The sequence below is a fragment of the Pseudomonadota bacterium genome, assembly GCA_038533575.1.
Taxonomy (GTDB): Bacteria; Pseudomonadota; Alphaproteobacteria; order Rhodobacterales; family Rhodobacteraceae; genus Shimia_B.
The window spans coordinates 1-21,015 of the sequence record JBCAYL010000002.1; the positions used below are offsets into that span (position 1 = coordinate 1).

Sequence of the window (21,015 nt, forward strand, 5' to 3'; positions counted from 1 at the left end):
GCTCGATCAGCTCGTGGCCGAGGGGATCCTCAAGTTGCTGGCCAAGTTGCAGGATGAGCTCAAGCTCGATCTGGTCGAGCAACTCCTCGACGCGCTTGCGCCGTGCCGCACCCTTCAGACCGAGATAGAATTCCACCGGCCGCCCGATGATCTCTCCGATCGTCTTGCGCGGGTTGAGGGCCGTGTCGGCCATCTGGTAGATCATCTGCGCCTGGCGAAGCTGGTCCTTGCCGCGCTTGCGGTAATCGGCGGGCATGGGCGCGCCGTCGAACTCGATGACGCCGGATTTCGGCGGCAGAAGGCCGGTGATGCAGCGCGCGGTCGTGGATTTGCCGGAGCCCGATTCGCCCACCACGGCCACCGTGCGGCCCTCGTGGATGTCGAAGCTCACATCGTGGAGCACCGTGACCGTGCCATAGGCCGCCGTCACGTTCTGGACCGAGATGACCGGCGTCGCATCGGCCGCCGGCGCGGGCTTTTGCGGGCGCTGGAAGCTGCGGACGGCCCAGAGCGACTTCGTGTAGTCCTCCTTGGGCGCGCTGAGCATGGTGCGCGTATCAGCCTCCTCGACCTCGTCGCCCTTGAGCAGAACTTTGATCTTGTCGGCCATCTGCGCCACCACGGCCAGATCGTGGGTGATGTAGATTGCGGCCGTGTCGAACTGCTCCACGATGTCGCGAATGGAGGCCAGCACCTCGATCTGCGTGGTCACGTCGAGCGCCGTCGTGGGCTCGTCGAAGATGATGAGATCGGGCCGGCAGGACATGGCCATGGCCGTCATCGCGCGCTGCAGCTGCCCGCCCGAGACCTGGTGCGGATAGCGAAAGCCGATCTCGTCCGGGTTGGGAAGCCGGAGCTTGCGATAGAGCTCCATCCCGTCCTTCTCGCTCTCGGATTTCGACATCACGCGGTGCTGCGTGGGGCCCTCAGTATGCTGGTCGAGGATCCGGTGCGCCGGGTTGAACGACGCCGCCGCCGACTGCGCCACGTAGGCAATGCGCTTGCCGAGGAGGGCGCGCTTCTTCGCGGCGGAGGCGGTGACGAGATCGATCCCGTCGAATTCCACGGTGCCGCCGGAAATGCGGCAACCGTCTCGCGTGAAGCCCATGGAGGCGAGGCCCACTGTGGATTTCCCCGCGCCCGATTCGCCGATGAGGCCGAGCACCTCGCCCTTGTTGAGGTCGAGATCGACGCCGTTGACGATCTGCGTCCAGGTCTCGTCGGAGCGGCCCTCGATGGTGAGGCCGCGGACCTTCAGCAGCTGTTCGTTGGATTGCGCCACCGGCTACTCCTTCAGCCCCGAAGACTTGTAGAGCATCCAGTCCACCACGAAGTTCACCGCCACCGTCAGGAGCGCAATGGCGCCCGCGGCGAGGAGCGGCGCCGTGGCCACCTGCGGCGCGAAGGCCGCGAAGTTGATGAACTGTGCGAGATCGCGGACCATCGTGCCCCAGTCCGCCAGCGGCGGCTGGATGCCCACGCCAAGGAAGCTCAGCGAGGCGATGGTGAGAAAGACAAAGCAGAAGCGCAGCCCAAATTCGGCCAATAGCGGCGCCGTGGCATTAGGAAGGATCTCCTTGAAGATCAGGTAGCTCAGCCCCTCGCCCCGAAGCTTGGCCGCCTCGATATAGTCCATCACCACGATGTTGAGCCCCACCGCCCGCGCCAGACGGAAGACGCGCGTAGAATCGATCACCGCGATGATGATGACCATAAAATACGTCCGGTTGATGCCGAACTCGTTGGCCCAGACCGTGGCAATCGTCATCAGGAGCAGCGCGAAGATCAGCGCCGGGATCGCCATGAGGACATCCACCGCGCGGCTGATCACCTGGTCGAGCCAGCCTTGCAGCACTGCCGCGAGGAACCCGAGCGAGCCCCCGATGAAGAACGCCAGCAGCGTCGTCACGAAGGCGATGCCCACCGTGTTCTGCGCGCCGTAGATGAGACGAGAAAGGATATCGCGCCCGATCTGGTCGGTGCCGAGGGGGAATTCCGGATCGCCGCCCACGGCCGGGTTGCCCCCGGGCACGACATTGGCGCTGGCGAGCACCTCCTCCTGCCCGTAGGGAGCGATCACGCCCGCGAAGATCGACACGATGGCGTAGATCAGGATCATCAGGATCCCGAAGGCCGCCGTCACAGGCATGGTCCGAAAGAGCTTCTTGGTGCCTTCTGTGCCTACGTGCCGCCCGAGAAGCCGGAAAAGCCACGCCGCCACCGCGAAGATCACGAAGCCATGGACGGCGTTGCGAAAGAAGAAATAGCTGTCCACCGGCGTCCGCTCCGCCGTGAGCGCGAGGTAGTAGGTGTAAAGCAGGTAGAGGATGATCAGCGCGCCGATCACGTAGCCCCACGCCACGCTCAGACCCATGTCGCGCCAGCGTGGCGCGTTGCCCGTCACTTGCTGCGCCGCCAGCCGCCCGGCCCAGGCCAGCGGGATCGCGGCCAGCATGACCGCGATGATCAGAAGCCAGCCGCTCATTTCGGGTGCCTCAGTCGTGGATTGGAGATGATGCTCAGGATGTCGGCCATCAGGTTGAGCAGGATGTACGCCGCCGCGAAGATGAGGCAGCAGGCCTGCACCACAGGGATGTCCCGGTTCTTCACGCTATCGACGAAGAGCTGCCCGATGCCGGGATAGACAAAGACGACCTCGACGACCACGACGCCCGTGATCAGGTAGGCGAGGTTAAGCGCGATCACGTTGATGATAGGCGCCAGCGCATTGGGAAGCGCATGGCGCACGATCACCCGCATGGGCCGCATCCCCTTGAGCCGCGCCATCTCGATATAGGGCGAGGCGAGCAGGTTGATGATCGCGGCCCGCGTCATGCGCATCATGTGCGCGGTCACCACGAGCGTCAGCGTGAGAGCGGGCAGAAGCGTCGCGTTGAGCCGCTGCCCGAAGGTCATGTCCGTGTTCACCACCGAAAGCGAGGGCAGCATCGGGTTCATCACCGCGAGGACGAGGATGAGCACGTAGGCGAGGAAGAATTCTGGCGAGGAGATCGACGTCAGCGTGGAGATGTTGGCCACGCGGTCGAAGATCGAATTCCGGAAGAGCGCCGCGAGCACCCCGATCGTGAGTGAGAGCGGCACCGCGATGGCAGCCGTCACGCCCGCGAGGAACATGGTGTTCTGGAAGCGGGGGCCGAGCATCTCGGCCACGGTGCCCAGGCCGGTGCCCGCCGCGCCGCCTGCGAATTCGGCGAACTGCGCCTGGCTATAGGCCGTGCCGAAATCGAGCCGCACGGCATCCACGAGCCACGTCAGGTAGCGCTCGAGATAGGGTCTGTTCAGGCCCAGATCTTCGCGAAACGCCGTCACCGCCTCCGGCGTCGCGCCCTGGCCGAGAATGGCCTGAGCGAAATCCCCCGGAAGGGCATTCACCGACACGAAGATGACGATTGAAACGACAAACAGCGTCAGCACCCCGAGTGCCAATCGCTGCAGGATGATGGTTCCTACAGACCCCAAATCCCAGATTTTCCCTGCGAATTATTGTTGGCGCCAACGATAACGGCTGCGAGGCGTCTGTAAAGCACTCTGTGAGAGCCGGGCAGGCAGGCAGGCTCAGAGCTCCAGCGCCTCCGGAGACAGCGCGTAGCGATCCATCACCTGCACGAGCGCCGCCGAGATCCCGGGCTCCGAGAGCGCGTGCCCCGCGCGCGGGATCATCTGGAGCTTGCCCTTGGGCCAGGCCGCCGCGAGCGCATGGGCCGCGCTTGGCGGGCAGATCATATCATAGCGTCCCTGCACGATGTGGCCGGGGATGTGGACCAGCTTGTCCATCCGGTTGAGGATCTGCTGGTCCTCGCTCAGGAAGCCCAGGTTCTTGAAGTAATGATTTTCCAGCCGGGCAAAGGCGCGGGCATATTCCGCGGGGCTTTCACCCGTGGCGCCATCCGAGGCCATGGAGGCCAGCGCATTTTCCCAGGCCGACCAGGCCCGGGCAAAGCGGGTCTCGAGCATGACATCGCCCGAGAAGAGCCGCCGGTTGTAGGCCTCGATGAAATCGTCGCGCTCATCCTCCGGGATGAGCCGGGTGAACTTCTCCCAGACATCCGGCCAGAATTTCCCCGCGCCGCCGCCGTAGAACCAGTCGAGCTCCGCCTGCGTCATCAGGAAGACCCCGCGCAGCACGAGCGCCGCGGCGCGCACCGGGTGGGTTTGGGCGTAGATCAGCGAGAGCGTCGCGCCCCAGGAGCCGCCGAAGACGATCCAGCGATTGATGCCGAGTGTCTCCCGGATCAGCTCGATATCCTGCACGAGGTGCCACGTGGTATTGGCCTCCACGCTCGCATGGGGCCGCGAGCGCCCGCAGCCGCGCTGATCGAAGAGCACCACGCGATATTTGGATGGATCGAAATACCGCCGCATGGCGGGGCTGCACCCGCCGCCCGGCCCACCATGGAGGACGACAACGGGAATCCCGTCGGGCTTGCCGCATTGCTCGACATAGACACGGTGACCATCACCCACGTCCAGCACGCGCTGGTCGAAGGGGTCACGGGGCGGGTAGAGGTATTGCACCGCGCGCTTATGGCCTGCCTCTTTGTCCATCATCACCCTATATAGCGCGCAAAGGCCCGAAGGCCTGCACACCAAAGAGACGAACGGAGCACGGAATGCAAGCGAGCCCCAGCACGGTCGATGCCGGAGAAATCGCAAAATTCGAGGCGATTGCCGCCGATTGGTGGGACCTCGAGGGCATGTTCAAGCCGCTGCACATGCTCAATCCAACGCGGCTCGACTACATTACCGGCCAGATCGCGGCGGAATACGGCCGGGATCTGAGGGAAGCGCGCCCCTTCGACGGGCTGCGCATTCTCGATATCGGCTGCGGTGGCGGGCTTCTCTGCGAGCCGATGGCGCGACTGGGGGCCGAGGTCGTGGGCGCGGACGCCGCTGAAAAGAACATCGCCGTGGCCCGCATCCATGCCGAGCAGACCGGGCTCGAGATCGATTACCGCCCCACCACTGCCGAGAGCCTCGCCGCGGCGGGCGAGGCCTTCGATGTCGTCCTCAACATGGAAGTCATCGAGCACGTGGCTGATCCGCAGGCCTTCCTCGATGCCTGCGCCGCCCTCGTGCGGCCCGGCGGGCTCCACCTCTGCTCGACGCTCAACAGGACGCGAAAGAGCTACGCGCTCGCGATCATCGGGGCCGAGCACATCATGAAGTGGCTACCCAAGGGCACCCATGACTGGAGCAAGTTCGTCACGCCCGAAGAGCTTTTCGAGATGCTGGAGGACGCGGGGCTCGCACCCGTGGACCGCACCGGTATGGTCTTCGATCCCCTGCGCTGGAGCTGGTCGCTCTCGGCCACGGACCTCTCGGTGAACTACATCACGACGGCCCGGAAAGGCTGAAAAGCCGGATCGCCAAGCCCCTGAGCTAGGCGCGAGGCGCGACTGTCTCTTCCTCGGCTTCCGTGAGGCCGCGGCGCATCTCCCGCAGCACTGGCAGGAGCCTGCGCACTTCCTCGGTGCCAGCATGGCCCACCGCCTCGCTGATGATGGGCCCGATGGCCGACATGGCGCTGTCGCGCGCCGCACGGCCCGCGGGGCTGATCGCCACCATCTTGCGCCGTGCATCCTCCCAATCGGGGCGGATATGGACGAAACCCGCCCATTCGAGCCGCGCGAGCGTGTTCGTCATCGCGCCCCGCGTGACGTGGAATGTCTTGGCCAACTGCGCGGGCGTCCGCTCTCCTTGCGCGCGCGCCAGATGATTGAGAACGGAGAAGTGGCTGAGCTCCATCCCCTTGGGCAGCGCCTTCGTCACGCGGTTGCGCACCATCTGGTCGATCACGAGGATCTCGGAGAAGACGGCCACGGGAAGCGGATCGGTCTTGGTCGACATGCACGTAGGCTAAGGCCCGTGGAACGTCCTGTCATGGGTGAGCGCCGCGATTTTACGACGCGCGGCGGCAACCTGCCCCAGGTCCAGATCGACGAAAGCGAGGCCGGGCGCCTCACCCATGTCGAGGAGCACCTCGCCCCAGGGGGCTACCGCCAGGCCATGCCCGTGAGTGGCGCGGGGGCCGGATTTGCTCTCGCCATGCACGCCCGTCTGCGCAGGCGCGAGGACAAACGCGCCCGTTTCGATGGCTCGCGCGCGCAATAACACCTCCCAATGGGCACGGCCCGTGGGCCGCGAAAACGCGGACGGGACCGTGAGGATATCCGCCCCCGCCTGCGCCAGTGCGCGGTAAAGATGGGGAAAGCGCAAATCATAGCAGATACTCAGCCCGACCTTGCCCCACGGCGTCTCGGGCAGAACGGCTTCCATGCCCGGGCGATAGGCGGCGCTCTCGGTGTAGGTTTCTTCCGCGCTGAGCGCGACGTCGAACATGTGGATCTTGTCGTAGCGCGCCTGCACCACGCCGACGGCGTCGATGAGGAAGGAGCGGTTCGCGAGGCGGCCTTCAGGATCGCCGGATTTCAGCGCGAGCGAGCCGATGAGGACCCAGAGCCCGTGTTCCGCCGCCGCCTCCTGCACCGCCCTCAGGGTCGGGTCGTCGGCCTCTTCGTGCAGAAGCGCATCCTGTTCGGCCCTTGGCGCGCCGAGGCAATTCGACACTTCGGGCGTGAGCAGCATATCCGCGCCGCCCGCCTTGGCCTCCGCCACCGCCGCCACCATCGCCGCGGTGTTGGCGGCGACATCGGGCGTCGAGGTCATCTGCAGAAGCGCGGCGCGCATCAGCCCTTTAGCAGAGCGTCGAGCTTGCCCCGGGTCTCGAGGTCGTAGAGATCATCGCAGCCGCCCACATGGGTCTCGCCCACGAAGATCTGCGGCACCGTGCGCCCGCCATTGGCGCGCTGCATCATCTCCGCGCGCTTCTCAGGCTCACGGCCCACATCGATCTCGGTGAAGCTCACGCCCTTGGAGCTGAGCAGGCGCTTGGCGGAGTGGCAGAAGCCGCAAAGCTTCGTGGTGTAGATTTCGACGGGTTGCATGGGCAGAGTCCTTGTCCTCTTTGCCCCTGCATCTAGAGCGCCCGCGCGGCCCGCGCTAGTGTCAGGACGTCCACCCGCCGCGCGCCGGCTTCGTGCGCGGCCTCGGCAGCCGCGGTTAGCGTGGCGCCGGAGGTCATCACGTCATCAATCAGGAGCACGGCACGCCCCACCAGAGAGCGACCCTTCGAAGCCGGGCGGATCGCGTCGGCGAGGATCTCGTAGCGGCTCGCATAGCTCTGCTTGTGAAGCGCGCGCGTGCGCCGCACGCGGCGAAGCGCATCGAGCGAAGTGGGCCGCTCCACCTCTCGCCCCACGGCCCGCGCGAGAAGCGCGGCCTGATTGTAGCGGCGCTGGAGCAAGCGCGTCCAATGGAGCGGCACGGGGACAAGAACCGTATCCTCGAAGATCACATCGCACGCACGCCCCGCCATCCAGTGCCCCGCGGCGCGGAAGATGTCGGCCCGCTCCTGGCGCTTCAGCGTCATCACGAGTTGCCGCGCGCGCCCGTCATAGGCCAGCGCCGCGCGTCCCTTTTCCCAGGCGCGGGGCGCCTTCAGGCATTCATCGCAGAGCGCCACTTCGCCGGGCTCGCCGCCGGGAAGCGGTGCGGCGCAGCCGTCGCAGGTCACACCGTGAAGAAAAGGCGTGTCTCGCCAGCAGGCCCCGCAAAGCGCGAAATCGCGCTCCACGGCCGCGCCGCAGCCGATGCACTGCGACGGGTAGATGAGCTTGAGCGCGCGCTGGGCCAGAAGCATGCAGGACCCCCCGAGGGGCACCATGGCGGCGCCATGGTTAACGAAGCCTTACCGCCTCGGAGAATTCTCCCGTTGCGACAGGGCGATGCCGCCCTAGATTTTTATGCTATGCTGCGGCAATTACGGCAGCGCCATCCATTGACCCGCGGAGCGGTCCAGATACGTCCGCCTAGATCAAGCGACAGCGAAAGATGAAAATGTTCGACGCCAAAGCGCAAGACGACGTAGCCCGCTGCCCCGTCCACGCGCCCGCAGACCACCCGCTCGTGAAGCCCGCGAAGGTCGGCATCTTGCTGGCCAATCTCGGCACGCCGGACAATTACGATTACTGGTCCATGCGCCGCTACCTGGGCGAGTTTCTCAGCGACAAGCGCGTCATCGACTACAGCCCCTGGATCTGGCAGCCCCTCCTGCAGCTCGTGATCCTGACGAAGCGGCCTTTCTCCTCGGGCGAGGCCTATAAATCGATCTGGAACGAAGAGCAGGGCGAAAGCCCGCTCATGACGATCACCAAGGACCAAACCGCCAAGATCAAGGCGGAGATGGAAGCGGAGTATGGCGGCCAGGTGATGGTCGATTTCTGCATGCGCTACGGCAATCCCTCCACCAAGTCGAAGGTGCGCGAGATGGTGGAAGCGGGCTGTCAGAAGATCCTCTTCTTCCCGCTCTACCCGCATTACGCTGGCGCCACATCGGCCACCGCCTGCGATCAGTTCTTCCGCGTGCTCATGCAGGAGAAATGGCAGCCCATCGCGCGGGTGGTGGAGCCCTATTACGAGCACCCGATGTATATCGACGCGCTCGCGCAATCCATCGAACGCGCCCATGCCAAGATGGAGACGCGGCCCGATATCCTCGTCTGCTCCTATCATGGGGTGCCGAAGCGCTACCTCATGGAGGGCGATCCTTACCACTGCCAGTGCCAAAAGACGACGCGCCTCCTCAAGGAGCGGCTCGGTTGGGATGACACCGATATCGTGACCACGTTCCAGAGCCGCTTCGGCCCCGAGGAATGGCTTAAGCCTTACACGGTCGAGGAGGTCGCGCGGCTGGCGGAGCAAGGCAAGAAGAACATCGCCGTCTGCGCGCCGGCCTTCTCAGCGGACTGCATCGAGACGCTCGAGGAGATCAACGAGGAGATCGCGGAGAGCTTTGAGGAAGCGGGGGGTGAGCACTTCACCTACATCCCCTGCCTCAACGACGACGCCGCCCACATTTCCGCGCTGAGCGAGATCATCCGCACCAACTTGAAGGGCTGGGTCTAGCGCCAGCTATAGAGCGCCGGGCATGGGCCGTTGGGCCTGGCCGGCGAAAGCCACCGCACTTTATGGCCCAACGAAAAAGGGCGGCGCTTTCGGCGCCGCCCTTTTCGATTATTCAACGTCGCTTATGCGGACGCTGCTGCTGCGATGAGCGCAATCAGGATGAGGGGGATGATGAGCCCGTTGGAGGAGCCACCGGTCTCTTCCACGGTTTCGATCACCACCTCGGGCTCCATCATGGGCTCTTCCATGCCACCTGCCGAAGCAAAGGATGCGAAGCCGGAAAGGGCAGCAGCGAGAACGAGTTTCTTCATAATTTCCTCCAGTAAACGTGTGGGATCGCAAGGTTCTAGGCGAGCACACGTATCAGACTTACCTCGTAACTCTGGATAAACAGCAAAACCACTGGAATGCAAAGCCTTCCTGCGGCGGCTTATCGGCGGATCACCGCAATGTCGTCAAATAAGCAACACCTGCGCGCCATTGTCCACGAGAGCGAAAAGTTCAGCGATATGTTCATTGTAGAGGCCGATGCAGCCATTGGATGACCGCCGCCCGATCTTGCGCGTGTCGTGGGTCCCGTGGATGCGATAGTAGGTCCAGCTGAGATAGAGCGCGTGGGTGCCGAGCGGGTTGTCGGGGCCCGGCCCGACGAATTCCGGCCATTCCGGATTGCGCTGCCGCATGGCGGGCGTTGGCCGCCAGGATGGGCCTTCCACCTTGCGGATCACACTTGTGCGGCCCCGGCGTGTGAGATCCTCGCTCAGCGGAACCGAGGTCGGGTAAAGCTTGTAGATCGCCTGGTCCTCGGACCAGTAATGCAAGGCCCGGCTCTCGAGATCCACGAGAATGGCGCCGCCCCGCGTGCTGTCGAAATAGGGGCGCCAATCGAGCGTGCGGAAGCTCGAGATATTGCGCTTGTTGGCCCCGGCCACATCGCTCTCGAATTCCGTCGTATCCGCCGCATTCTGGCCCAGCGCGGGCGCGGCGAGAAGCGCGGTGCTCCCGGCGAGAAAACTCCGGCGGGCGAACCTGTCTTGTGTCATCACTGCCTCCGTGATCGATTTTGCGGAGTTTTATGGCCTCTATGACGCAGTCGCAAATCAAACAGGCGTTAACCCGCTCGCATGGGCCGGAGTTGATTTGAAGGGCGGCAACCCGCCGCTTAAGACAGTGGCGGAATCTTGCGGAGAACCACTTTCATGCTCGACCGCCGTCTCGTTCTTCTCGGTCTGCCCGCGCTTTTGGCCGCCTGTGGCGGTGGGGGCCCCGTCCCCGTGGACGCCAACGGCAATCCGCTCCGCCGCGTCTACCGCATCCGCGACGCGGAGATGGGCGATATCCAGTTTCGCATGCTCGACGGCGTCAACGCTCTGCGCTCGGCGCGCGGGGCGGGCGCGGTGCAGCTCAATGCGGAGCTCAACGCCGCCGCCGCCACCCATTCCCGCGACATGGCCGTGCAGAACAGGCCTTGGCATTTCGGGTCCGACGGCTCCTCGCCCGTAGATCGCCTTGCCCGCGTGGGCTATAACGGCACCCTCATCGGCGAGACAATCTCCGAGACCTTCGAGACCGAGCTCGAAACGCTTGCGGCATGGATGCAGGCCGCCAATACCCGCAATGTCATCCTCGACCCGCGCGCCCGCGATCTCGGCTTCTTCGGGTTTCAGGAGCAGAACGGCAAGATCTGGTGGACCCTCGTCCTCGCCACCCCCGCCGCATCGCTCGAGGTGGCGTAAACCGCCCGCCTCAGGGGTAGATGCTGATCGGCGTACCCACGTTCACCATCGCGTAGATGTCCTCCATCTCGCGATTGCTCACGGCGAGGCACCCCCAGGTCCAGTCCGGCTGCCCGCGGAACCGCCGCGGCGTGCCATGGATGAAGATGTCTCCCCCCGGACTTTCGCCCATGGCCTCCGCAAAGGCACGGTCCGCCTCGTTAGGATAGGAAATCCCGATCGAGAGGTGGAAGTCCGAATTCGGGTTCTTCCGGTCGATCATGTAGAGGCCTTCGGGTGTTTTCCCGTCGCCGCTGATCTCCTTGTGCCCCTCGGGCGCAAAGCCCAGCTCGAAATCGTAGCTGGCGAGGATCTGGTCATTGTGGAGCAGCACCAGCTTCCGCTGCTCCTTGAAGGCCATCACATGCGTCACCTCCGGGCCGTCATAGCTCCGGAACTTGGACGCACAGCCCGACAGCGCCAGCACGGCGCAAAGCATGAGTGAGGTAAAGACTGCCCGCATGGTTCTGCTGCTCGTTGTTTTGCGCCACCCTAGCGCAAAAGCGCCCCGGCAGGCGACACGAAGCCGTTATTTTTCGCTCAGTTTCCGTTCAATTTCGCCGAGCCGGGTCAGCACCTCGTCCCGGTAGCTGTCGGTGGCCTCGTTGGCCTCCGCGGCATGGGCGTCCTGCATGGAATTCACGATGAGACCGACGAGCAGGTTCACCACCGCGAATGTCGTTACCATGATGAAGGGCACGAAAAAGGCCCAGGCCATCGGATAGACCTCAAGCACCGGGCGCACGATCCCCATGGACCAGCTCTCCAGCGTCATGATCTGGAAGAGTGTGTAGAGCGAGCGCCCCAGCGTGCCGAACCAAGCGTCGAACTGCATCGCCTGCTCGGGCGTGCAGGCCGGGCAGCCGAGGCCAAAGAGCTTCGTGGCCATGACCGCGCCGATATAGAACATCATGCCCATGAGCAGAAAGACTGAGCCCATGCCCGGCAGCGCGCTCACGAAGCCCTCCACCACGCGGCGGAGCTGCGGCGCCACAGAGATGAGGCGCAAGACGCGCAGGATGCGCAGCGCGCGCAGCACGGAAAGGCCCCCGGTCGTCGGCACAAGCGCGATCCCGACGACGGCGAGATCGAAGAGGTTCCACCCCGAACGGAAGAACTTACCGCGATAGGCGAAGAGCTTGAGCGCGATCTCGGCGGTGAAAATGGCAAGGCAGGCGCGGTCCAGCGCGAGGATGAGATCGCCCGCCGCCGCCATGATCGGCTGCGACGTCTCCAGCCCGAGGATGATCGCGTTGAAGATGATGACGCCCATGATGACATTCGTCACCAGGGGCCGCTCGAGCCATGTCTGGAGTGTCGCTTGCATCGTCCTGCCCTGTCGTCTTGGCGCTCAGATGCGTGCGCCGCCGGGCCACGTCAACTGCGGGCCTACTCCGCGGCCTCGCTGTAGCCCAAAAATCCGCCGGATTGCCTATTCCAGTAGCGGGCATAAAGCCCGCCCTGCCCGAGAAGCTCGTGGTGAGTGCCTTCCTCCACGATTCTGCCAGCTTCCATGACCACGATGCGGTCCATGTTGGCGAGCGTGGATAGACGGTGCGCGATGGCGAGCACGGTCTTGCCCTCCATGACCCGCTCGAGCGCCTCCTGGATCTCGGCCTCGACCTCGCTGTCGAGCGCGCTCGTGGCCTCGTCGAGCACCAGGACCGGGGCATCCTTCAGGATCGCGCGGGCGAGCGCGATGCGCTGCCTCTGTCCGCCGGAGAGCTTCACGCCGCGCTCGCCCAGATGCGCGTCATAGCCCTTGCGACCTTTCCCGTCTTCCAGCGTCTGGATGAAGTCGTGGGCGCTGGCCTTCTCGGAGGCCGCGATGAGCTCGGCCTCGGTGGCGTCGGGACGGCCGTAGAGGATGTTGTCCCGCGCGGACCGGTTGAACATGGCGGTATCCTGCGTGACCATCGCGATGTGGCGACGCAGGCTCTCTTGGGTCACCTCGCTCACGTCTTGTCCGTCCACCCGCACGCGGCCTGTCTCGGCGTCATAAAGCCGGAGCAGCATCGCCACGAGGGTGGACTTCCCCGCACCGGACGCGCCCACGACGCCGACTTTCTCGCCCGGCTTAAGCGCGAGCGAGAGCCCACGGACACCGCCGGGGCCTCCGTCATACGTGTAGGTCAGATTTTCGAAGCCGATCGCTCCCGCACCGGGGCGGAAGACCGGCGCGCCCGGCGCATCGGTGACGCTGTGGGGCGGCGTCAGCGTTTTGATGCCGTCCTCGATCTCGCCGAGGTTGGCGTAGAGCCCCATGAGCGCGAAGCTCACCCAGCCGGTCATCTGGCTGAGCCGGATGGAGATGACACCCGCGGCCGCGATATCGCCTGCGCTGGCCGCGCCCGCGGTCCAGAGCCATATGGCGGAGCTGATGAGCACCACCGGCAGGATACCCGCCACCGACATGAGCGCGAGGCGGAACAAGGCACTGATCTTGCCAAACTCGATGGCCGAGACGCGGTAGGCCCCCATAGCGCCCAGCGCCGCTTCGTCCTCATGCTCGGAATTGGCAAAGAGCTTCACTGTCTTGATGTTGCCCACCGTGTCGACGATCTGCCCGCTGACGTTCGCGCGCTTGGCCGCGCGGTCCTTTGAGCGCGTGCGGATGCGCGGCATGAACCAGGCGATGAGCTTCAGGTAGCCCGCGAACCATACGATCACGATCAGCGCCACCGTCCAGTCGATGGTGAACAGGAGGAGGATCGAGCCCACGACAGAGGCCGCGGCAAAGGCCACGACGCTGATGAGTTCCACCAGCACATCCGTCACCGCGCGGCCCGTCTGCATCTGCTTCTGCGCGATGCGGCCTGCGAAATCGTCGTCGAAAAACTCGGTGGAATGGCCCAGCACCCAACGGTGCAGCCGCGACTGCACGAGCATGTTCACGTTGGGCTGGATCATGATGGAGTTGAGCGCCGCCGACGCGCCGAAGGCGATGGGGCGGATGACGAGGAAGAACCCGAGGAAGGCCACGAGGAGGAGCGTGTTGGCGTCGAACCACGTGGCGGGGTCCGCATCGGTCGAATCGACGATCGCGCCAAGGATGATCGCGCTCACCACCTCCGAGGTGCCCGCTGCCGCCGAGACGGCAAAGGCCAGCCAGAACATCGGCCACGCGCCCCTGAGGCACCAGCGCAGGAACGCCATCAGCGTCTGTGGCGGGGCGCCGTCGGCAGGCTCGAACGGCTTGATCCAGCCGCTCAGCGACCGGGCAAAGCTTTCGAAATAGGCTGTCATTCAGCAGCGACCTCGGTGTCGTCGGTGAGGATGAACCCGCCCGATTGGCGCGCCCAGAAGCCTGCATATAGCGCGCCTTGCGCCAAAAGCTCGGCATGGGTGCCGTCCTCGGCGATGCGGCCTTCGTCGAGGACGATGATCCTGTCCATCTGAGCGATGGTCGAAAGGCGGTGCGCGATGGCGATGACGGTCTTGCCGTCCATCATGCCGGTGAGCGTGTCCTGGATCGCGGCCTCCACCTCGCTGTCGAGCGCGCTTGTCGCCTCGTCGAGGACGAGGATCGGGGCGTTCTTCAGGATGACGCGCGCCAGCGCGATCCGCTGCCGCTGCCCGCCAGAGAGCTTCACGCCCCGCTCGCCCACATGGGCGTCATAGCCCTGCCGCCCGTTCGGATCCTCGAGATCATCGATGAATTTGTCCGCCGCGGCCCGTGCCGCCGCCCGGCGCATGTCCTCCTCCGAGGCCGTGGGATCGCCATAGAGGATATTGTCCCGCACCGAGCGATGGAGGAGCGAGCTGTCCTGCTGCACCATCCCGATCTGGCGGCGCAGGCTCGTCTGCGTGACCGCGCGGATATCCTGCCCATCGATCAAAATGCGCCCGCCCTCGGCGTCGTAGAATCGCAAAAGCAGCTTCACGAGGGTCGATTTTCCGGCGCCTGAGCGGCCCACGACGCCCACCTTCTGCCCCGCCGCGATCGTCAGGTCGATCTTGTCGAGGCCGCCCTTGTCGCGGCCGTAGTGGTGCGTCAGGCCCTCGAGCTCGATCTTGCCCTCGGTGAGATTGAGCTCCGTCGCATCCGGCGCATCGAGGAGCGCGATGGGCTGCGCGATCGTCTCCATCCCCTCGCGGATGATCCCGATATTCTGGAAGAACGAGGTCAGCGCCCACATGATCCAGCCGGTCATGGCATTGAGCCGGAGCACCAGCGTCGACGCCGCCGCGACGACGCCCACCGTGGCAGACCCGGACGTCCAGAGCATCAGCGCCCAGCCGATCACCGCCACGATGAGAAGACCGTTCAGAAAGGTCAGCATCGCGTCCATGATCGTGTAGATACGCATCTCTTTCTGGAAGGTGCGCCGGGCCTCCTCGATGACCTCGCGAGCATATTCCTCCTCGCTTGCGTGATGCGCGAAGAGCTTCACGGAATGTATGTTGGTGTAGCTGTCGACGACCCGGCCCGTGACCGCCGAGCGCGCATCAGAAGCCGCCTGCGAGGCCGGCGTCACCCGCTTGATCGTCCACTGCACGAGCCAGCCGTAGAGAAAGAGCCACGCCAGGAGCGGCAGCATGAGCCGCGGATCGGTGGTGGACATCAGGATCACGGCGCCCACGAAATAGGCCAGGCTGTAGGTGATCGCGTCAAACGCCTGAAAGGTCGCCTCCCCCACGGCCGGCGGCGTCTGCATGATCCGGTTGGCGATGCGGCCCGCGAAATCGTTCTCGAACCAGCCCACCGATTGCCGAAGCACGTGGCGATGGGCCCGCCAGCGCACGGTGGTGCCCACATTGGGCATGATCGCGTTGTTGAGGATGAGCACGTCGAGCGTCTGCACGAGGGGCCGGAAGACGAGGATGAAGACGGTCACGAGGGCAAGCTCGAGCCCGTGCACGCTCCAAAACGTCGCTGCCTCTGTGGTGACGAGGTCGTCCACGAGAAGACCGAGGTAGAAGATCAGCCAAAGCTCCACCGCCGCCACAACGACGGAGAGGATCACGGAATAGACGAAGAGGCCTTTGAACGCACGCAGATAGCCCCACAGAAACGGCACAAGCCGCGCGGGTGGGCGATCCTCGGGCGTGTAGGGCCCATAGGGATCGTTGAGATTTTCGAAGAACCGGAACACGGGGGGCGCCTCATCGAGTCGTGCCCACCATAGGCTCCCTTACGTCACAGGAAAACCAAGCCCGCCGAAATCGCCAGGAGCACGGCCATTCCCCGCATGAAGATGGTGAAAGCGAGAGGCGTCTTCAGGAGGTAGGTGAGGAGCGACCCTGCGAAGCTCCAGAACAGGCAAACGCCGAGATTGATGCCCGAGAACGCCGTACCGAGCAGCCAGGCGGAGAGGAGCGGGCTCGCCCCCTCGGTATAGGCGGTGGCAGCCACGGCGACGGCCCAGATCTTCGGATTGACCCATTGAAAGAGCACCGCCTCGAGGAAGGTAAAGGGGCGGTCCCGCGCCTCCTCCCGAGGCTTGGCCTGCGCCGTCCAGAGCTTCCAAGCCATGAAGAGGATCCAGGCCGAAGCCACGACTTGAAGCACTAGCTTGAGCTGCGGCATTGCCGCGAGCAGCGCCCCGATGCCAAATCCGGTGAGCCCCGCCGTGATCCCCACCCCCACCGCCACGCCAAGCACATGAGGCAGCGTGGGGCGAAAACCGAACCGCGCGCCCGAGGCGGTGAGAAGGATGACGTTCGGCCCGGGCGAAAAGAGCCCCGCGAAGACGAAGACGTAGAGCGGGGCGATCATAAGCGGGCCAAGAGCTCCGCCTTTGTGGCGGTGAAGTCGGAGGCGATCCAAGCCGTTTTCAGCTCTGTTAGAGCCTGTCCGATGGCCGGTCCTTCAAGATCTGCGGGCAGGTCTGCGGCCTTCACGGGGAACTCCGCCGCAGCGCCGGTCTCTGCGGCGCGGAGATCGCCGGGCTCGAGCGAGCGTTCCAGCGCCGCTGCCCGGAGCGCGAGCCCGCGCAGCGCCGTCTCCGACCCGAACGCGTGACCGAGCGCCCCGGCGGGCTCCGTGCCCTCCATCATGTCGCGGTAGGTCGCGAGGCAACGCGCCTCCGCCTTGCTCAGACGCAGCCCCGTCGCATCACCGCCCAGCGCCGCGAGCCGCGCCATGGCGTCGATCTCCGCGACAGGATCGAGATGGATCGAGGGGCCGAGGAGCTTTGCGCTGGCACCGAGCAGAACGCGCGAAAGGAGGCCCGCCTGTTCCAGCGCCCCGACCGCGGGCGCGGGATCGGGCGCGGAGAGGAGCTTCACCATCTCCGCCGTCACCCGCTCGGCGGAGAGCGTCGCGAGGCCGTCCCCATGGGCCGCGCAGGCTGCGAGGCCTTCCGCGTCGAGCTCCGTCCCATACCACGCAAAGAAGCGGAAAAAGCGCAGGATGCGGAGGTAATCCTCCCGTATCCGCGCCTCCGCGTCGCCGATGAAGCGGAAGCGGCGCTGGGCGAGATCGCCAAGCCCAGCCACCGGATCGCGCACGGCACCCGTGGCATCGGCATAGAGCGCGTTCATCGTGAAATCCCGACGCCTTGCATCCTCCTCCAGCGTCTCAGCGAAGGCCACGACGGCATGGCGGCCATCCGTCTCCACGTCGCGGCGGAAGGTGGTGATCTCGAAGGGCTGGCCGCAGTGGATGAGCGTCACCGTCCCGTGGTCGATCCCCGTGGGCACGGCACGCATCCCCGCGGCCTTCGCGAGCGCCATGACGCGCTCGGGCCGTGCATCTGTTGAGATATCGAGATCGGTGACCGGCGCGCCGAGGAGCGCGTTGCGCACGCAGCCGCCCACGAACCACGCTTCGTGCCCCGCATCGGTGAGAAGCGCGCAGACCTCCTGCGCCTCCACATCGCTTAGCCATGGGCCGTCCACCCGCGTCACGGCGCGAAGCGATCCGCGAAGCCGCGCAGCATCCGCGCGGTCGCGCCCCAGATGTAATAGGGCCCGTAGGGAACGGCGTAGTAGCGGCGGATGGCCCCCTGCCACATGCGGCCTTCAATGACGTAGGAAGCCGGGTCCGCCACGTGCGCGAGCGGCACGTGAAATACCTCCGCTACCTCGCCGTCGCTCGGGTAGAAGTCCTGCGGCGTCTTGAGGAGCCCGACCTGAGGCGCGATGGTGAAGCTAGTGACGGTCTCGTGCGCGGGCAGCATGCCGAGCGGCTCTATTCCACCCGGATTTGCCCCGATCTCCTCGGCGGCCTCGCGGGTCGCGCAGGCCCAGGCATCGGCATCGCTCTCCTCCAGCTTGCCGCCAGGAAAGGAGATTTGACCGGGATGATGCTTGAGCTCAGAGGAGCGCTTCGTCAGCACCAGCTCGAGCCCGTGGGACCCAGGCACGAGCAGCATGAGCACCGCCGCCGCGCGCAATTTGCGCCCCGGTGGGAGGCTCACTTCGTTGAGATCAAAATCGGACGAGACCCCCGCGGGCGCACGAAGCGCCGCGCGGACCTCGTCAAGCGTCGGGTTAATCACCATGTCCCGCGGCCCGCGGGGCTTCTCCGGCCTCACCGGCCTCGAACCCGAGCGTGGCCGGGTCAAAGCTGTAATGGGCGCCGCAGAACTGGCAATCGGCGGTGACGGTCCCGTCCTCCCGCGTCATGTGCGCGATGTCCTTTTGTGAGTAGATCGAGAGGCTCTGGCGCACGCGCTCCTCGGAACACGTGCAGCCGAACTCCACCGCCTGCGCGTCAAAGACCCGGGGCGCCTCCTCGTGAAAAAGCCGCGTCAGAAGCTCCGACGGCTGCACCGACGGGCCCACGAGCTCCAGCTCCTCCACCGTGTCGAGGAGGATGTTGGCGCGGTTCCAGTTTTCCGCCTCGTCGCCGTCAAGGATGTCTTCGGCCTCAAGGAGCCCCGCCTCACCGGACCCGCCCCCCTGCACGAAGGGCGAGGCCTTGGGCATGTGCTGCAGCATCACGCCACCCGCACGCCACGCCTCATCAGAGCCCGGCGCCAACGAGCGGCCGTAGGCCAAGGCGAAGCGCGTGGGAATCTGCTCGGACTGAGCGAAATAGGTCTGCGCGCAGCTCGTCAGCGAGCCCCCGGCGATGGGCGTGATCCCCTGGTAGGGTTGCATGCCTTTGCCCTGGTCGATCAGGATCGCGAAATACCCCTTCCCGATCTGGCTGAAAGGATCGGCGGTGAGATCGAGACGCTCCTCGTCAAAGCTCGCCCAGGCGCGAATGCGCGCGGGCTGCCCTTCCTTGGCAGGCGCATAGTAATCGGTGGCGATGAGGCGCGCGGGCCCGTCGCCGCGCACCTGCAGCGAAAGCTTCCAGCGGAGCTTCATTGTCTGCCCGATCATGGCCGTGAGCAGCGCCATCTCGGCCACCAGCGCCTCGATGGGCGCGGGATAGTCGTGCTGCGCCAGGACATCATCAAGAAGCCCGTCGAGCCGCGCCACGCGGCCCCGGATGTCGGAGCGGTCCAGTTGGAACGGGAGGACAGTGTCATCCCAGGCGATTTGTGCAGCCAGTGTCATGATTGGCCTCCTGCCTTGCGGCCTTGGAGTTCGGATATCGCGCCGATATAGGCACCACAACCCGTGAGCCAAGGGAATAGCCGCCATGCGCCGCTTTGGACGCCCGCCCGAAAAAGACCGCCGCTACACGCTGCGCCCCGGCGCCTACGCGATCCTCGCACGCGGCGACGAGATGCTGGTGACGCATCAGATGGCGCCTTGGCCCGAATTCCAGCTTCCCGGCGGCGGCATCGATGCGGGCGAGCATGCCGTCCCTGCGCTCATGCGCGAATGCCTCGAGGAGACGGGCTGGACGATCACCCGGCCCCGCCGCCTCGGCGCGTTCCGCCGTTTCACCTACATGCCCGAATACGATCTCTGGGCCGAGAAGCTCTGCGCGATCTATCTTGCGCGGCCGGCTCGCGCCATGGGCCCGCCGCGCGAAGTCGGGCACAGCGCCGTCTGGATGCCTGCCGAGGTGGCCGCCGAGGAGCTCGCCGTGCCTGGCGACAGGCATTTCGTGGCTCAGGTCTTCGGGCTCCCACGGCGCTCGAGGAGAAGCGCGCTCACATCGTCCTGGTAAAAGCCACCATCGCCCAGCGCCTGCCCCAGTTCCCAAAGCATCGCCTCGAGAAAGGCCGACCCGCGCATGGCATGAAATTTCTCCACCATCGCGATGAGACGGTCATCGCCGAAAAGGCTGCCATCGGAGAGCACCGCGTCGGCGAACCCGTCTGAGTGGACGAACAAGCGCTCCCCCGGCGCGAGCGTGAGCGCCGTGTTCTCGTAGTAGGCGCCGGGGATGAGCCCCACCGGAAGCCCGCCCTCGCCCACCAGCCGGACCCGCCCCCGCGTGTCTTGCACCGCCGGGTGCGGATGACCCGCCTGCGCAAAGACGATCTCGCCGGTGGCGGGGCACACGTGGCCGAGAAGCAGCGTGAAGTAATGGTCGGTGGCGAGGTCTTCCGTGACGCGCTCGTTGAGCTCGGTGATCGTGTCTTCGGGCGAGCGCGGTGCCCATCCGCCCGCACCATCCTCCCTTAGCGCGAGGTTCTGGCGCGGGCTGTTCGCCGGAAAGTAACCCGCGAGGCGTGCCGTGAGCAGCGCTGAGGAAATACCGTGCCCCGAAACGTCGAGCGCAAAGAAGCCGTAAGCGTCAGCGTTGATGGGGAAATGCCCCACGAGATCACCGCCCACATGGGCCGCCGATCGCAAGATCGTGCTGAGCTCCATGTCGCCGAAATCGACCCTACGTCGGCCTAAAAGCGCTTGTTGCAGCTGCCGTGCGGCGATGAGGTCGCCCTCGATCCCGTCGAGCCGCGCCTGAAGGCTCCCGATCTGGTCAAGCACGTCTGCCTCCCGCCGCAGGGCCGCCGCGCGGCCCATCCTGCGCCGCTGAAGCAGCGCGAGGATCCCCTCCAGCGCGGCGTCGGTGGCAGAGTGAGGGAGCACCGCGTCGGCCCCGGCCTTGATCGCCGCGGGCCCATCCTTTTCCGCGTCTATCAGCGCCACGAGGAAGGGTCGCGACAGGGGCGGCAGCGCCTGCCGCGTCTCGTCAGCGAGCCAGGCCAGCATCGTAACGCCGGGGTCGGGTCCGGGCGCCCATTCCACGAGGCAGGCATCCCAGGGCGGGCCCTCGCGGATGACCTGCCGCGCCACCGCCGGGCTTGTCCGTGTGACATCGACCCCGCGGGCGCGCACGCTTGCCTCCAGCTCTGCCGCGCCCGCCCCGAGCATCAATGCGCGCAAAGGCGCGGGCACCGCCCCGGCGGCGCTTTCCCTTCCGTCGGCACGCGTCACTCGTCTCACCCGGATATCCTCG

23 protein-coding genes are annotated in these 21,015 nt (G+C 65.6%); 4 read left to right on the forward strand and 19 right to left on the reverse strand.

Annotated elements, in window-relative coordinates:
- The 4 genes from AAFM92_11960 to pip all read right to left on the reverse strand — a co-directional run.
- Positions 1-1,282 (reverse strand): ABC transporter ATP-binding protein (locus tag AAFM92_11960; protein MEL7301088.1); only part of this gene is annotated, 1,282 nt, incomplete at its 3' end.
- Between the two features lie 3 nt (positions 1,283-1,285).
- On the reverse strand, positions 1,286-2,485 hold the full coding sequence (locus tag AAFM92_11965; protein MEL7301089.1) for an ABC transporter permease: 1,200 nt from the start codon (positions 2,483-2,485) through the stop codon (positions 1,286-1,288).
- Entirely contained in the window at positions 2,482-3,480 is a 999-nt protein-coding gene (locus AAFM92_11970; protein ID MEL7301090.1) for an ABC transporter permease, read from the reverse strand. Before AAFM92_11970 ends, AAFM92_11965 begins: the two co-directional genes overlap by 4 nt.
- Before the next feature lie 96 nt (positions 3,481-3,576).
- Positions 3,577-4,566: a prolyl aminopeptidase gene (gene pip / locus AAFM92_11975; protein ID MEL7301091.1), complete on the reverse strand. Its 990-nt coding sequence runs from the start codon at positions 4,564-4,566 to the stop codon at positions 3,577-3,579.
- A gap of 65 nt (positions 4,567-4,631) precedes the next feature.
- On the opposite strand from pip, the gene ubiG reads away from it, so the two are divergent.
- Positions 4,632-5,375: a bifunctional 2-polyprenyl-6-hydroxyphenol methylase/3-demethylubiquinol 3-O-methyltransferase UbiG gene (ubiG, locus tag AAFM92_11980; protein MEL7301092.1), complete on the forward strand. Its 744-nt coding sequence runs from the start codon at positions 4,632-4,634 to the stop codon at positions 5,373-5,375.
- 25 nt (positions 5,376-5,400) lie between these two features.
- Here the strand turns inward: ubiG and AAFM92_11985 are convergent, their stop codons facing one another.
- Genes AAFM92_11985 through AAFM92_12000 form a run of 4 tightly spaced genes read right to left on the reverse strand, consistent with a single transcriptional unit; the run spans position 5,401 to position 7,744 of the window.
- Positions 5,401-5,868, reverse strand: coding sequence for a MarR family winged helix-turn-helix transcriptional regulator (locus tag AAFM92_11985; protein ID MEL7301093.1), 468 nt, complete (start codon positions 5,866-5,868; stop codon positions 5,401-5,403).
- Positions 5,869-5,877: 9 nt separating this feature from the next.
- A complete protein-coding gene (locus AAFM92_11990; GenBank protein ID MEL7301094.1) occupies positions 5,878-6,708 on the reverse strand; it encodes a carbon-nitrogen hydrolase family protein in 831 nt (276 codons plus the stop codon).
- The gene (gene grxC / locus AAFM92_11995) at positions 6,708-6,965 is read right to left on the reverse strand and encodes a glutaredoxin 3 (protein MEL7301095.1); all 258 of its coding nucleotides are present in this window, start codon (positions 6,963-6,965) and stop codon (positions 6,708-6,710) included. The genes AAFM92_11990 and grxC overlap by 1 nt, the downstream gene beginning before the upstream one ends.
- Positions 6,966-6,997: 32 nt before the next feature.
- Positions 6,998-7,744, reverse strand: coding sequence for a double zinc ribbon domain-containing protein (locus tag AAFM92_12000; GenBank protein ID MEL7301096.1), 747 nt, complete (start codon positions 7,742-7,744; stop codon positions 6,998-7,000).
- Between the two features lie 167 nt (positions 7,745-7,911).
- Here AAFM92_12000 and hemH point away from each other — a divergent pair, with 167 nt between their 5' ends.
- Complete coding sequence (gene hemH / locus AAFM92_12005) at positions 7,912-8,985, forward strand: ferrochelatase (protein MEL7301097.1); 1,074 nt, start codon at positions 7,912-7,914, stop codon at positions 8,983-8,985.
- Positions 8,986-9,107: 122 nt separating this feature from the next.
- Here the strand turns inward: hemH and AAFM92_12010 are convergent, their stop codons facing one another.
- Together AAFM92_12010 and AAFM92_12015 are read right to left on the reverse strand one after the other, a co-directional pair.
- Entirely contained in the window at positions 9,108-9,296 is a 189-nt protein-coding gene (locus AAFM92_12010) for a hypothetical protein (GenBank protein MEL7301098.1), read from the reverse strand.
- A gap of 144 nt (positions 9,297-9,440) precedes the next feature.
- Positions 9,441-10,028 carry a L,D-transpeptidase gene (locus AAFM92_12015; GenBank protein ID MEL7301099.1) on the reverse strand — a complete coding sequence of 196 codons (588 nt, stop codon included), beginning with the start codon at positions 10,026-10,028 and terminating at the stop codon, positions 9,441-9,443.
- A gap of 156 nt (positions 10,029-10,184) precedes the next feature.
- Here AAFM92_12015 and AAFM92_12020 point away from each other — a divergent pair, with 156 nt between their 5' ends.
- Positions 10,185-10,721: a CAP domain-containing protein gene (locus tag AAFM92_12020; protein ID MEL7301100.1), complete on the forward strand. Its 537-nt coding sequence runs from the start codon at positions 10,185-10,187 to the stop codon at positions 10,719-10,721.
- Between the two features lie 10 nt (positions 10,722-10,731).
- Here the strand turns inward: AAFM92_12020 and AAFM92_12025 are convergent, their stop codons facing one another.
- The 8 genes from AAFM92_12025 to AAFM92_12060 form a co-directional block, all read right to left on the reverse strand.
- The gene (locus AAFM92_12025) at positions 10,732-11,223 is read right to left on the reverse strand and encodes a L,D-transpeptidase family protein (GenBank protein ID MEL7301101.1); all 492 of its coding nucleotides are present in this window, start codon (positions 11,221-11,223) and stop codon (positions 10,732-10,734) included.
- 66 nt (positions 11,224-11,289) lie between these two features.
- Positions 11,290-12,087 (reverse strand): ion transporter, encoded by a 798-nt coding sequence (locus AAFM92_12030; protein ID MEL7301102.1) that lies wholly within the window; start codon positions 12,085-12,087, stop codon positions 11,290-11,292.
- A gap of 62 nt (positions 12,088-12,149) precedes the next feature.
- Positions 12,150-14,006 carry an ABC transporter ATP-binding protein gene (locus AAFM92_12035; GenBank protein ID MEL7301103.1) on the reverse strand — a complete coding sequence of 619 codons (1,857 nt, stop codon included), beginning with the start codon at positions 14,004-14,006 and terminating at the stop codon, positions 12,150-12,152.
- Positions 14,003-15,856 (reverse strand): ABC transporter ATP-binding protein, encoded by a 1,854-nt coding sequence (locus AAFM92_12040; GenBank protein ID MEL7301104.1) that lies wholly within the window; start codon positions 15,854-15,856, stop codon positions 14,003-14,005. The genes AAFM92_12035 and AAFM92_12040 overlap by 4 nt, the downstream gene beginning before the upstream one ends.
- 44 nt (positions 15,857-15,900) lie before the next feature.
- Positions 15,901-16,479 carry a LysE family translocator gene (locus AAFM92_12045; protein ID MEL7301105.1) on the reverse strand — a complete coding sequence of 193 codons (579 nt, stop codon included), beginning with the start codon at positions 16,477-16,479 and terminating at the stop codon, positions 15,901-15,903.
- A complete protein-coding gene (locus AAFM92_12050) occupies positions 16,476-17,612 on the reverse strand; it encodes a CCA tRNA nucleotidyltransferase (protein MEL7301106.1) in 1,137 nt (378 codons plus the stop codon). Before AAFM92_12050 ends, AAFM92_12045 begins: the two co-directional genes overlap by 4 nt.
- The gene (locus tag AAFM92_12055; GenBank protein ID MEL7301107.1) at positions 17,609-18,208 is read right to left on the reverse strand and encodes a CoA pyrophosphatase; all 600 of its coding nucleotides are present in this window, start codon (positions 18,206-18,208) and stop codon (positions 17,609-17,611) included. Before AAFM92_12055 ends, AAFM92_12050 begins: the two co-directional genes overlap by 4 nt.
- Positions 18,198-19,214, reverse strand: a complete 1,017-nt coding sequence (locus AAFM92_12060; protein MEL7301108.1) for an Hsp33 family molecular chaperone HslO — start codon at positions 19,212-19,214, stop codon at positions 18,198-18,200. The genes AAFM92_12055 and AAFM92_12060 overlap by 11 nt, the downstream gene beginning before the upstream one ends.
- Positions 19,215-19,299: 85 nt before the next feature.
- Between AAFM92_12060 and AAFM92_12065 the strand changes: the two genes are divergently transcribed.
- Positions 19,300-19,776: an NUDIX hydrolase gene (locus AAFM92_12065; protein MEL7301109.1), complete on the forward strand. Its 477-nt coding sequence runs from the start codon at positions 19,300-19,302 to the stop codon at positions 19,774-19,776.
- On the opposite strand, the gene AAFM92_12070 is transcribed toward AAFM92_12065, so the two are convergent.
- Positions 19,719-21,002 carry a PP2C family protein-serine/threonine phosphatase gene (locus tag AAFM92_12070; GenBank protein ID MEL7301110.1) on the reverse strand — a complete coding sequence of 428 codons (1,284 nt, stop codon included), beginning with the start codon at positions 21,000-21,002 and terminating at the stop codon, positions 19,719-19,721. The two genes, AAFM92_12065 and AAFM92_12070, sit on opposite strands and share 58 nt — an antisense overlap.
- Between the last annotated feature and the right edge of the window lie 13 nt (positions 21,003-21,015).